This is a genomic window from Citrobacter sp. wls706 (genome assembly GCF_005281305.1).
GTDB lineage: Bacteria > Pseudomonadota > Gammaproteobacteria > Enterobacterales > Enterobacteriaceae > Citrobacter > Citrobacter werkmanii.
Map to the genome: position 1 here is coordinate 334,636 of NZ_SZXG01000029.1, position 12,544 is coordinate 347,179.

13 protein-coding genes are annotated in these 12,544 nt (G+C 54.5%); 4 read left to right on the forward strand and 9 right to left on the reverse strand.

Annotated features, from left to right (window positions below; genetic code table 11):
• The first annotated feature begins 32 nt into the window (after window positions 1-32).
• Window positions 33-1,040 carry a flagella biosynthesis regulator Flk gene (gene flk / locus FDW92_RS06485; protein ID WP_042307059.1) on the forward strand — a complete coding sequence of 336 codons (1,008 nt, stop codon included), beginning with the start codon at window positions 33-35 and terminating at the stop codon, window positions 1,038-1,040.
• On the opposite strand, the gene FDW92_RS06490 is transcribed toward flk, so the two are convergent.
• Window positions 1,037-2,215, reverse strand: a complete 1,179-nt coding sequence (locus tag FDW92_RS06490) for an MFS transporter (protein WP_042307058.1) — start codon at window positions 2,213-2,215, stop codon at window positions 1,037-1,039. The genes flk and FDW92_RS06490 overlap by 4 nt on opposite strands.
• A 293-nt stretch (window positions 2,216-2,508) precedes the next feature.
• On the opposite strand from FDW92_RS06490, the gene FDW92_RS06495 reads away from it, so the two are divergent.
• Complete coding sequence (locus tag FDW92_RS06495; RefSeq protein ID WP_042307056.1) at window positions 2,509-3,027, forward strand: YbjP/YqhG family protein; 519 nt, start codon at window positions 2,509-2,511, stop codon at window positions 3,025-3,027.
• 42 nt (window positions 3,028-3,069) lie between these two features.
• Here FDW92_RS06495 and fabB read toward each other — a convergent pair whose 3' ends face one another.
• The gene (gene fabB, locus FDW92_RS06500) at window positions 3,070-4,290 is read right to left on the reverse strand and encodes a beta-ketoacyl-ACP synthase I (RefSeq protein ID WP_042307055.1); all 1,221 of its coding nucleotides are present in this window, start codon (window positions 4,288-4,290) and stop codon (window positions 3,070-3,072) included.
• A gap of 159 nt (window positions 4,291-4,449) precedes the next feature.
• On the opposite strand from fabB, the gene mnmC reads away from it, so the two are divergent.
• Entirely contained in the window at window positions 4,450-6,450 is a 2,001-nt protein-coding gene (gene mnmC / locus FDW92_RS06505; RefSeq protein WP_042307053.1) for a bifunctional tRNA (5-methylaminomethyl-2-thiouridine)(34)-methyltransferase MnmD/FAD-dependent 5-carboxymethylaminomethyl-2-thiouridine(34) oxidoreductase MnmC, read from the forward strand.
• Window positions 6,451-6,573: 123 nt separating this feature from the next.
• On the opposite strand, the gene FDW92_RS06510 is transcribed toward mnmC, so the two are convergent.
• Genes FDW92_RS06510 through prmB form a run of 6 tightly spaced genes read right to left on the reverse strand, consistent with a single transcriptional unit; the run spans window position 6,574 to window position 11,127 of the window.
• Window positions 6,574-6,852 (reverse strand): YfcL family protein, encoded by a 279-nt coding sequence (locus FDW92_RS06510; protein ID WP_042307051.1) that lies wholly within the window; start codon window positions 6,850-6,852, stop codon window positions 6,574-6,576.
• A 32-nt stretch (window positions 6,853-6,884) separates the two neighbouring features.
• Complete coding sequence (locus FDW92_RS06515; RefSeq protein ID WP_042307050.1) at window positions 6,885-7,433, reverse strand: elongation factor P hydroxylase; 549 nt, start codon at window positions 7,431-7,433, stop codon at window positions 6,885-6,887.
• Window positions 7,433-8,242, reverse strand: coding sequence for a sulfite exporter TauE/SafE family protein (locus tag FDW92_RS06520; RefSeq protein WP_038642367.1), 810 nt, complete (start codon window positions 8,240-8,242; stop codon window positions 7,433-7,435). Before FDW92_RS06520 ends, FDW92_RS06515 begins: the two co-directional genes overlap by 1 nt.
• The gene (gene mepA, locus FDW92_RS06525) at window positions 8,242-9,066 is read right to left on the reverse strand and encodes a penicillin-insensitive murein endopeptidase (RefSeq protein ID WP_042307048.1); all 825 of its coding nucleotides are present in this window, start codon (window positions 9,064-9,066) and stop codon (window positions 8,242-8,244) included. The genes FDW92_RS06520 and mepA overlap by 1 nt, the downstream gene beginning before the upstream one ends.
• Window positions 9,067-9,069: 3 nt before the next feature.
• On the reverse strand, window positions 9,070-10,155 hold the full coding sequence (gene aroC, locus FDW92_RS06530; protein WP_042307046.1) for a chorismate synthase: 1,086 nt from the start codon (window positions 10,153-10,155) through the stop codon (window positions 9,070-9,072).
• A gap of 39 nt (window positions 10,156-10,194) precedes the next feature.
• Window positions 10,195-11,127 carry a 50S ribosomal protein L3 N(5)-glutamine methyltransferase gene (gene prmB / locus FDW92_RS06535; RefSeq protein ID WP_038642381.1) on the reverse strand — a complete coding sequence of 311 codons (933 nt, stop codon included), beginning with the start codon at window positions 11,125-11,127 and terminating at the stop codon, window positions 10,195-10,197.
• A gap of 166 nt (window positions 11,128-11,293) precedes the next feature.
• On the opposite strand from prmB, the gene smrB reads away from it, so the two are divergent.
• Window positions 11,294-11,845 (forward strand): endonuclease SmrB, encoded by a 552-nt coding sequence (gene smrB / locus FDW92_RS06540; protein WP_006683613.1) that lies wholly within the window; start codon window positions 11,294-11,296, stop codon window positions 11,843-11,845.
• Between the two features lie 74 nt (window positions 11,846-11,919).
• Here smrB and sixA read toward each other — a convergent pair whose 3' ends face one another.
• Complete coding sequence (sixA, locus tag FDW92_RS06545) at window positions 11,920-12,405, reverse strand: phosphohistidine phosphatase SixA (RefSeq protein ID WP_006683612.1); 486 nt, start codon at window positions 12,403-12,405, stop codon at window positions 11,920-11,922.
• Window positions 12,406-12,544 lie beyond the last annotated feature (139 nt).

Sequence of the window (12,544 nt, forward strand, 5' to 3'; positions counted from 1 at the left end):
CCTGGTCAGCACAGATTTAAGGAACAGAGACGATGCAGCCCATTTCAGGTACGCCCGCTCGCCCTCCCGGCGAAGGCCAAAATGTCCCCTCCGTTGCAGGTGAGCAACCGTTATCCACGTTACAACGTACCGTGCTGGAACGGCTGATTACCCGTTTGATTTCGCTCACCCAACAGCAAAGCGCTGAGGTGTGGGCTGGAATGAAACACGATCTGGGCGTAAAAAGTGACACACCGTTGCAGTCACGTCACTTTCCTGCCGCAGAGCAAAACCTGAACCAGCGGCTGGAAGTCGCACAGCAGAACCATGCTAATCGTCAGGTACTGTCGCAGCTTACTGAACTGTTAAGTCAGGGAAATAACCGTCAGGCGGTGAGTGATTTTATTCGCCAGCAGTATGGGCAGACGGCGCTTAGCCAACTCACGCCGGAACAATTGAAGAACGTGCTAACCCTGTTGCAACAAGGTCAGCTTTCAATACCGCAGCCGCAGCAGCGTCCGGCTACCGATCGTCCGTTACTCCCCGCAGAGCACAATACGCTGAACCAGTTGGTTACCAAACTGGCGGCGGCCACGGGAGAATCCGGTAAGATGATCTGGCAATCTATGCTGGAGCTGTCTGGGGTAAAAAGCGGAGAGCTAATCCCCGCCAAACAATTTACGCATCTGGTCACCTGGCTGCAGGCGCGTCAGACGCTCAGTCTGCAAAGTGCCCCGACGCTACAAACGCTGCAGGCGGCGCTGAAGCTGCCGTTAGAGCCCAATGAGCTGACGGCAATCAAAGAGTACGCGCAACAGACGTATCAGATCCAACCACAATCGATTCTGACCACAGTTCAGGTGCTGGACTTGCTGAATCAAATCTTCCTGCGCCGCGTGGAACGTGACCGGGAGCAGGAATTAAACGATCCGCGCCATCCCCAACCCATTTACAGCCCGTTCGCGCCGATGATTGAAACGGTTAAATCACTGTCGGCACGACCGGGACTGATATTTATTGCCTTGATGATTGCGTTAGCCATTTTCTGGCTGGTCGCTTAGCCTTTTCGCAGAGTCAGCAACGTCACAACAATCCCCACCACGGCGGATATCGCCCCGGCAAGGAATACCGAGGGATAACCGTACGCGGTGGCCAGCACCCCGGCGACAGGGCCGCTTACGCCGTAGGAGATATCCTGAAATGCGGCGTAACCGCCTAACGCCGTACCACGAACCTGTGCTGGCACTCGCTTCACAACCTCAACGCCCAATGCCGGGAAGATAAGCGAACACCCGGCCCCGGTTAATGCCGCCCCGAGCAGAGCAACCCAGGCAGAGGGAGCCTGCCACAGCAGGATCAGGCCCGCAGTTTCAACCAGCAATGAGACAACGGCGACCTTCACGCCGCCGAACCGGTCCGGCATCCAGCCAAACAGAATGCGCATCAGCACAAATGCCCCGCCAAACGCGGTCAGGGTGAATCCCGCCATCGTCCAGCCATTGCTGACAAAATAGAGCGAAATAAACGTACCGATGACGGCAAAACCCACGCCCTGCAATGCCAGACCCAGGCCCGGTTTCCAGATAAGCCCGACCACGCTCCACAGTGAAGGTCGTTCCCCGGCATGCGCAGGCACTTTACGAACGGTGCCGTTGAATGCCCAGGCCAGCAGCGGTAATACCATAGTGGTTCCCGCCAGCACCGCGAAGCCAAAGTGGCTATGGATCAGCAAGCCCAACGGCGCACCGGCAGCCAGCGCACCGTAAATCGCCATCCCGTTCCACGACATTACTTTACCGGATCGCGTTGGGCCAACCAGCCCCAGTCCCCAGGTCAGGGTTCCGGTGAGCAGTTGGCTTTCGCCAAAGCCGAGGATCAAACGCCCGACGATTAACAACGCAAATTTCACCGGGACAGAGACAGGCAATAGCGCGGCTAAAAGCCACGCCGCCCCCGCCAGCGCACAGGCAAACATCCCCTGTAACGCCGAACGTTTAGCGCCATATTGATCGGCTAAGCGCCCGGCGTAGCCGCGGGTTAAGACCGTTGCCAAAAACTGTACGCCTACGGCGATACCAACCATGGTGTTGCCATAGCCCAGCTCGTGGTGCACAAACAGAGGAATGACGGGCAAAGGCAGACCGACCGTCATGTAGGTCAGAAAAACCGCAAAAGCGATACGAAACAGCGAAAAGTTCGCCGACGGTGTTTTTTCTTGTTGGGTTACTGCTGTCATGCGTTACTCCAAAATGCAGAGTAAGGCGAGGAATGCCCACGCCCCCTCTACCTGACTTTCAGGATTAAGGTGCGTTGGATAACGTTAAACGCTTACGCATTATCAAGAGGATAATGTTGAAGCTGGAGTCTGCCTGTGAGGGGCTAAACTTGTCAACCTCGAAATCACCGAAGGCATCCACAAAACAGAGGGTTATATTATTGAAGAAAAGCACTAACAATGAGGAAATAGTTTTCAATCAGAGGGACACTCAACGATCTTTTTTGCCGGAATATATTTTTAGGGACACGGTAATGAAAGCATTTTCGCTTATTGCTCTCATCCTGATGCTTTGCGGCTGCTATGCGCCTCATCAAGACAGCACACAGGCTGTAAAACAATTCTATCTCGCGTGGATGTCCGCCTACACACAAGATCGAGATACGTCCGCGCTCATGCAACTTTATGTGGCGAAAGACGTTATCGACCGTCTGGCGCTGATTGACAGCCTTTACGAGCAGGAAATAATAAATTCTGACTATTTTATGTACGTGCAGGATTACGACCCTGAATGGATCCCGCGGCTACGGGTTGGAGCGGCTCAGCCCTTTCTCGGTGGTGAAAAGGTGGAAGTACAATTAGGTGGGCCGGCAGGCGAAGCACCCATGCAACTGGAAGTGTATACGCGTTGGGAAGAAGGTCGCTGGAAAATTTATCGCGTGCGGGATCTGGATAATCAATTTGAACAGCCAATCTACAGCACTGGTGATATCACACGAGCCAAAGCCTGGTCGGTGGAAATCGCGCCGGAGTACGAAAAAATGAATAAATAAAAAAGGGAGCCATCGGGCTCCCTTCTACATCATCTTGCAGACTTACGCTTTCAGCTTACGCATGACCAGCGTCGCGTTAGTGCCGCCAAAGCCGAAGCTGTTGGACATCACGGTGGTCAGCGCCTGCTCAGTCGGTTTGGTCACGATGTTCAGACCTTCCGCCTGCTCGTCCAGCTCTTCAATGTTGATGCTCGGCGCGATAAAGCCGTGTTCCAGCATCAGCAGAGAGTAGATAGCTTCCTGCACGCCAGCCGCGCCCAGTGAGTGACCAGTCATCGCTTTGGTTGCAGAAATTGCCGGGCTGTTGTCGCCAAACACTTCACGGATTGCGCCCAGCTCTTTCACGTCGCCTACCGGAGTAGAAGTACCGTGAGAGTTCAGGTAGTCGATCGGGGTGTCTACACCGTGCATCGCCATCTGCATGCAACGTACTGCGCCTTCGCCAGACGGGGCAACCATGTCTGCGCCATCAGAGGTAGCGCCGTAACCGACGATTTCCGCGTAGATATGCGCGCCACGAGCCAGAGCGTGTTCCAGCTCTTCGACCACGACCATACCGCCGCCGCCTGCGATAACAAAACCGTCGCGGTTTGCATCATAGGTACGGGAAGCTTTAGACGGATCGTCGTTATATTTGGTAGACAGCGCGCCCATGGCGTCGAATTCACACGCCATTTCCCAGCACAGCTCTTCGCCGCCGCCAGCAAACACGATGTCTTGTTTACCCAGTTGAATTTGTTCTACTGCGTTGCCGATGCAGTGCGCAGATGTCGCACAGGCAGAGCTGATGGAGTAGTTTACGCCGTGAATTTTGAATGGCGTTGCGAGGCAGGCAGAAACGCCGGACGCCATCGCTTTGGTGACCACATACGGGCCAACCGCTTTCAGACCACGCGGGCTACGCATTGCGTCAGCGCCGAACACCTGAAAACGCGGGGAACCGCCGCCGGAACCTGCAATCAGGCCAACGCGCGGGTTATTCTGGTAATCTTCTGCAGCAAGACCGGCATCCGCCACAGCCTGCTCCATGGAAAGGAATGCATAGATGGATGCGTCGCTCATGAAGCGCACTACTTTGCGGTCAATGAGGCCAGTGGTATCCAGTTTTACGTTGCCCCATACGTGGCTACGCATGCCGGAGTCCTTCAGCTCCTGAGAGAAAGTGATCCCTGAACGTCCTTCACGCAGAGATGCCAGGACTTCCTGCTGGTTATTACCGATGCTGGAAACGATGCCCAAGCCAGTAATCACTGCACGTTTCATTCAATACCTCTGTAAGTCGCACTATTTTAAAGTTTCGAGTGGCACAATAGCGTACACTTGTACGCCGAACAAGTCCGATCAGCCATTTAATGTGGAAATTTGCGCAGCCAGGCACTCATCGCTAAGATCGGGGCACAGCCTGCCAGACGAGTAACTTACGTGAAACAATACGCTATACAACCTGCCAACCTTGAATTCAACGCTGAGGGTACACCTGTTTCCCGAGATTTTGATGATGTCTATTTTTCCAATGATAACGGGCTGGAAGAGACACGTTACGTCTTCCTCGGCGGGAATCATCTCGCACAGCGATTCCCTGTGCATTCACGCCCCCTCTTCGTGGTGGCAGAAAGTGGGTTTGGCACCGGGCTTAACTTCCTGACTCTCTGGCAGGCATTCGCTGATTTTCGCGATACGCACCCTGACGCAACTCTGAAAAGATTACATTTCATCAGTTTTGAAAAATATCCGCTGACGCGTGAAGATTTAACTTTAGCCCATCAGCACTGGCCGGAGCTTGCCCCGTGGGCCACGGCGTTACAGGCGCAGTGGCCGCTGCCGCTGGCGGGATGCCATCGTCTGCTTCTTGATGATGGGCGCGTCACGCTGGATTTGTGGTTTGGCGATATTAACGAACTGACCAGCAAACTCGATGATTCCCTGAATCAAAAAGTGGACGCCTGGTTCCTGGACGGTTTCGCCCCGGCGAAGAATCCGGACATGTGGACGCCAACGCTGTTTAACGCGATGGCCCGACTGGCTCGCCCCGGCGGCACGCTGGCTACCTTCACATCGGCAGGCTTTGTGCGACGGGGGTTGCAGGAAGCCGGATTTACGATGCAAAAGCGCAAAGGCTTTGGCCGCAAACGCGAAATGCTTTGTGGCGTTATGGAACAGACTCTGGCACTCCCTTCATCGGCTCCGTGGTTCACGCGCACGGGCACAGATAAGCGCGAAGCCGCTATTATTGGCGGTGGCATCGCCAGCGCATTGCTGTCGCTGGCGCTACTGCGCCGCGGCTGGCAGGTCACGCTGTATTGCGCAGATGAAAAACCTGCTGAAGGCGCATCAGGTAACCGTCAGGGCGCGCTCTATCCGTTACTCAGCAAGCATGACGCGGCCATTAATCTCTTTTTCCCCACCGCGTTTACCTTCGCCCGCCGCCTGTATGATGCCCTTCCGGTAGAGTTCGCGCATGACTGGTGCGGCGTGACGCAACTGGCATGGGATGAAAAAAGTCAGCAGAAAATCACTCAAATGCTGTCTCTTGAACTGCCCGATGCGCTTGCCGTCGGCGTTGACGCAGAGCAGGTTTTACAGACCACCGGCGTCGAAACCGGGTGCGGCGGGATTCAGTATCCTGCCAGTGGATGGCTGTGCCCGGCGCAGTTAACCGCTGCCGTACTGGACTATGCCACAACCCTGGGATTACGCACCCGCTACCAACATACTCTGGCCTCACTTTCACGCCAGACAGCAGGCTGGCAATTGCAGTTTGCCTGTGGAGAAACCGCCACTCACGCAGCGGTGGTTCTGGCTAACGGCCATCGCATTAACAGCTTTGAGCAGACACAGACGTTACCGGTCTATTCCGTTGGCGGCCAGGTGAGTCATATCCCCACCACGCCCGCGCTGTCAGCGCTACGCCAGGTGTTGTGCTACGACGGTTACCTCACGCCGCATAACCCGCAAAACCAGCAACACTGCATTGGTGCCAGCTATCATCGTGGGAGTGAAGAGACTGAGTATCGCGAGGAGGACCAGCAGCAAAATCGTCAGCGCTTAATCGACTGCTTCCCGCACGCCGCATGGGCAAAAGAGGTGGACGTCAGTGCGCATGCTGCCCGCTGCGGGGTCCGCTGCGCTACGCGCGATCACATCCCGATGGTGGGTAATGTCGCGGACTATGACGCCACGCTCAGCCAGTACGCCACGCTTGCCGAAGACAAAGCGCATGCGGTGAACGCCCCAGTTTATGCTGATTTATTTATGCTGGGGGCATTGGGGTCACGCGGGTTGTGTTCAGCCCCACTGTGTGCAGAAATTCTGGCATCACAAATGAGCGATGAACCTATTCCTATGGATGCCAATACGCTGGCGGCACTGAACCCGAATCGGTTGTGGGTCAGGAAGTTATTGAAGGGAAAAGCGGTGAAATAAGATACCCTCTCATCATTGCCTGATGCGCTACGCTTATCAGGCCTACAAACTGAACCCGAATCGTCAGTCCACGTAGGCCGGATAAGACGCCTTAACGTCGCCATCCGGCACAATCCACTGCAATTATTGTTTTGTCGCCTTCTGGAACAGCATGTCCCACATCTCTTTCACTAACGCCTGGTCACGCGGCGAAAGTTCGCCTGCGCTAATCGCTTTTTCCAGGCTGCTGGTCACATTGGCGTACAATGCCTCAGCGGAATGGTCCTCGCCAGCATCCAGCTCTGCTACGGCCAGCGTCAGGTGCCCACGCAAATAGCCACTGGCAAACAACTCATCATCGCTGGCGTGCTCTACCATATCGTCGATTAATGCCAGAATGCGTGATTCAAACTCCGCGATCATCTTCTTTCCTCATTGTAAACGTGGCGGCGGCTTCAGTTGAGCGCTTCGGGCCACGGGAATTGTTCCGCCTTAAGTTCAGGCGTGTGATAATAATTCTGTAACGCGTTAATAAAGCGCGCTGGACGCTCCGGGATCCCCTTTTCCAGATACTCCATCACCTGGGCATGCACACGACGCTGGAATACCACGCGATCCGGTTCAAAGTCTCCGTTCAGATTGTCGCAACTGACGTTAAACGGATAGCCCGCCGCCATGCAGAACAGCCAGTCAAACGCCTGCGGCTTCACTTCCACATCTTCAAACTGGCATTGCGTGTTCGCGTCGCGTCCGTCCGGGCAGTACCAGTAACCAAAGTCAATCAGCTCACGACGCGCTTTACCCGCAATACACCAGTGCGAAATTTCATGTAAGGCGCTGGCGTAATAACCATGCGCAAAAACGATACGGTGATACGGTACTTCCGCATCAGCAGGAAGATAGATCGGTTCGTCATCGCCTTTAATCAGACGGGTATTAAATTCATCGGCAAAGCAGCCGTTAAAAATCTCAATTAACTGTTCGTAGTGATGGGTGTTATTCATTAGTTCATCCCCAGCCAGTGGAGAATCTCCTGTCCATGATTATCGTAAAGTAGCTTGGCGCTCATTACGGCGGAGACAATAACGATCATAGGCCGAATGAGTTTTTGTCCTTTGCTGAGCACCAGTCGCGATCCCATCCGTGCGCCAATAAACTGGCCAATGAGCATCACAAACCCGGTCGCCCAAATCACTTTGCCGCCGAGGGCAAACAGCAACAACCCACCGATATTCGAGGTGGCATTTAATACTTTGGCGTGGGCCGTCGATTTCGCCAGGTTATATCCGCACAGCATGACAAAAGCCAGCGCGTAGAACGATCCCGCTGCCGGACCAAAAAAGCCATCGTAAAAACCAACGCAGCCTCCGGCCACCAGCGCGAAAGGCAAACCGTGCAGTCGACGCTGCCGGTCTTCTTCGCCCACTCTGGGCATCAACAGAAAGTAGAGGCCAATACAGATAACCAGCACCGGCAGGATCTGGCGTAATATGTCGGACTGCACATGCTGGACCAACAATGCGCCGCTCATTGAACCGACAAAGGTCATGAAGATGTTGAGCTTCTGATCCGCCAGATTAACCACGCCCCGGCGAATAAAATAGATCGAGGAAGAGATAGATCCCCCGCAGGCCTGCAGCTTATTGGTGGCCAGTGCTTGCGCGGGCGGCATTCCGGCCGCCATCAATGCCGGGATGGTGAGTAAACCGCCGCCCCCGGCCAGAGAGTCAATAAAACCTGCCAGCATTGCCACAAAAAAAAGCACACCCAACAGCAGTGGCGACACCATAAACAGAGAGACAAAATGATCCATTAGAGTACATGCTCATCCAGTAGCGCCTGGCAGGAAGGCGGCAACGGCGGCGGTGTCTTCTTCTCAGGCTTGGTGGTTCCAGGTTTAGGAGGTTCGAACCAGCTTTGCAGCTCTGCGCCACAGCCGTCACCCGGTGGGGGCAAAGGTTGATCTTCGCACTCCAGGCTGTCAGCAGGACAACGTAATCGTACGTGCATATGCGCACGATGCTGGAACCACGGTCGCACTTTACGCAACCAGTCCCTGTCGGTCCCTGCATCCAGACACAGTTGCTGCTTAATCGCCGGATTCACAAAAATACGCGTGACTTCATTATCTTTTGCCGCCAGCCTAATCAGGCTGAAAATCTCCGGCTTCCACAGCGACGGCACGACATGTTTGCCATCCCGTGAGACCAAATCTAACGCCTGAGGACGCAGCAATTGTGACTGGGTCCAGCGCGTTTTTGGCAGTTGCAGGAAAATATCGACATCCAGTCCCGTCTGGTGGCTGGCGTGACCGCCATTGAACCGCCCACCGGCCGGCATGCCCATATCGCCGATTAACACCGTGCCCAGCCCCAGATTATTCGCCTGATTACTCAGACGCTGGATAAACATCACCAGGTCCGGATGACCAAAGTAACGACGCTGATCGGTGCGCATCACCTGATAGTGTTCTGACTGTACAGGCAGCGTATCTGCACCAACAATGCAGCCATTGGAGAACGCGCCGATAGACTGCGCGCTGCCTGCCACCGGATGGGTAATTTTCTGCCAGGGCGTCGCCGCCAGACAGGCGGTACTGGCAAACAGAGCCAGCGCCGCAAGTGCCATTTTGTTCATCTCTTACCAGCGTGGAATATCGGTCTTCACGTCCGCGTTTTGCGCCCGCTGACGCAGCAGGTGATCCATCAATACGATCGCCAGCATCGCTTCGGCGATCGGCACAGCGCGGATCCCAACGCATGGATCGTGACGACCTTTAGTGATCATGTCGACTTCTTCACCGAAGCGGTTAATGGTACGACCTGGAACGGTAATACTGGACGTCGGTTTCAGCGCCATATGTGCAACAATTTGCTGCCCGCTGCTGATCCCGCCCAGAATGCCGCCCGCATGGTTACTCTGGAAACCGTCTTTGGTGATTTCATCACGGTTTTGGCTGCCGCGCAGCGCGACAACGTCAAACCCATCACCAATCTCTACGCCCTTAACGGCGTTAATGCTCATCAGCGCATGGGCAATGTCGGCATCCAAGCGGTCAAATACAGGTTCACCGAGACCCGCAGGTACGCCGCTTGCCACTACGGTGACCTTCGCTCCGATGGAGTCGCCCTCTTTTTTCAGGCCGCGCATCAGTTCATCGAGCGCCTCGATTTTATCCGGATCCGGGCAAAAGAACGGGTTAAGCTCCACCTGAGACCAGTCTTTAATCTCCAGCGGGATATCGCCCATCTGCGTCAGACAGCCGCGAATTTCAACGCCGAATTTTTCCGCCAGATATTTTTTGGCAATCGCCCCGGCCGCCACGCGCATCGCTGTTTCACGTGCGGATGAGCGTCCACCTCCACGATAGTCGCGCAGACCGTATTTTTGCTCATAGGTATAGTCGGCGTGACCAGGACGAAAAACATCCTTAATCGCGCTGTAATCCTGTGAACGCTGATCGGTATTTTCGATCAGCAGACCAATGCTGGTACCGGTGGTCACGCCTTCGAACACACCAGAGAGGATTTTCACCTGATCCGGTTCACGGCGCTGCGTAGTGTAACGCGACGTCCCCGGGCGACGTCTGTCGAGATCGTGCTGCAGGTCAGCTTCTGTCAGAGAAATGCCCGGCGGAACACCATCGACAATACAACCGAGCGCCAGCCCGTGTGATTCGCCGAATGTGGTTACGCGAAAGAGTTGCCCAATTGTGTTTCCTGCCATCACGGCTCCGTTATGAGTGTTGTGTTTGTGCGCGTGTATTTAGTCTTTATAAATGCTGAAATGCTCGCGAGCAGCAACTAACTGTTCTTTGGTCAGCATGAATACACCGTCACCGCCGTTGTCAAACTCCAGCCAGGTGAACGGTACATCCGGGTATTGCTCTATCAGATGTACCATGCTGTTTCCGACTTCACAAATCAGAATACCGTTATCTGCCAGGTAATCTGGAGCGTTCCCCAGAATGCGGCGAGTCAGTTTCAGCCCATCGCTACCTGACGCCAGACCCAGCTCAGGTTCATGACGATATTCGTTTGGCAGATCGGACATATCTTCCGCATCGACATACGGCGGGTTGGTCACAATCAGGTCATACTGCACTTTCAGCAGATCGCGGAACAGATCGGAGCGGATCGGCGTCACGTGATGGATCAGACCATGTTCCTCAATATTGTGTTCGGTCACCGCCAGCGCGTCAGTGGAAATATCCACCGCATCCACTTCGGCTTCCGGGAAAGCATACGCGCAGGCAATAGCGATGCAGCCGCTGCCGGTACACATATCAAGGATATGCTGCGGCTGCTCATTGATGAGGCCCGCAAAACGATTATTGATCAGTTCGCCAATCGGTGAGCGTGGAACCAGCACGCGTTCATCAACATAAAACTCATGCCCGCAGAACCAGGCTTTATTGGTCAGATAAGCAACCGGGATACGCTCGTTGACGCGGCGAATCACGCGTTCAACAATACGATGGCGCTCGCTGGAGGTCAGACGCGCAGTGCGCATATCTTCAGGTATATCCAGCGGTAAATAGAGCGACGGCAGCACCAGCTGTACGGCCTCGTCCCATGGGTTATCCGTGCCATGGCCATACCAGATGTTCGCCGCGCTAAAACGGCTGACCGCCCAACGCAACATGTCCTGAATGGTATGCAGTTCACTCACTGCTTCATCGACGAAAATTTTATCCACGTATTCCTCCAGGGCATGCTCGTATTAATTTCGGCGGCTAGTTTGCCACGAAGACGGCGATAAATCAGCATTCACACCGAGCCTGAACGCGAAAATTGCGTTTTAAGCGATCGGATGCCCGTCGAGTCGGGTTAAACTAACGGAAAATAAAAGATGAGACTCTCGAATGAAAAAGAAAACATCGCTCAGCGAGGAGGATCAGACGCTGTTTCGCCAGCTGATGACCGGCACGCGTAAAATTAAGCAAGACACTATTGTTCACCGACCGCTACGTAAAAAAATCACCGAGGTCCCGGTTAAAAGGCTGTTGCAGGAACAGGCTGATGCCAGCCACTATTTTTCTGACGAATTTCAGCCGTTGCTGAACACGGACGGCCCGGTGAGATATCTGCGTGCTGACGTCAGCCATTTCGAACTGAAGAAAATGCGTCGTGGCGACTACTCCCCGGAGCTATTTCTCGATTTGCACGGACTGACCCAGCAACAGGCCAAACAGGAATTAGGCGCGCTAATCGCCGCCTGTCGTCGTGAGCACGTATTTTGCGCCTGCGTTATGCATGGCCACGGAAAGCATATTCTTAAACAGCAAACGCCTCTCTGGCTGGCACAGCATCCGCACGTGATGGCCTTTCATCAGGCGCCGAAAGAGTATGGGGGCGACGCCGCGCTGCTGGTGCTGATTGAAGTGGAAGAGTGGCTGCCGCCAGAACTTCCCTGATGCAGAAAAACAGAAAGAGCCGCGTTTGCGGCTCTTTTATTTTCCGGATGGTGGTTGTGCCTTATCCGGCCTACTTATATCGCTTTCGCCATTTTGAGGTTACACGGGCTCATCTGCCAGTTGAAAACCCCTTTTCCGCTTTCATCAAGCGTTACGCTGGCAATCGCAGACGTGGTAAACATCGGCGGAGTTTCGCCTGGGCAAAGCTCAGACACCAGATACCCCACTAAAGGCAAGTGAGAGATCACCAGCGCCGTGGCGATACCTTCATTGGCCAGAGCCTGTAAATAGGCGCTGACCAGACCGACATCGCCGCAGGGAGTCAGCTCCGGCAAAACATCCACGCCGGTTGGCAGGTTCATGCATTCCCCCACCACATCCAGCGTTTGTTCGGCTCGCAGGAACGGGCTCACCAGAACGCGTTCGATATCCACTTTTTGACCTTTCAGCCAGTTCGCCATCAGGCGAGATTCGTCACAACCACAAGAGGTTAAAGGACGAACCGAATCACTGGCGGCATCGAGGGCCGCGTCGCCGTGACGCATGATAAAAACTTGCATATTGCACCGCTTTTGTTAACCAGAATCACCAACACCAGTTAGTCACAGCCCCTATTGACCGTGGTAACGATATGGTGGCCGGCATTGTGCCTTATCCATTCACCGAATGAAACGCTGTTTTTTACCTCAACGGCGTAAG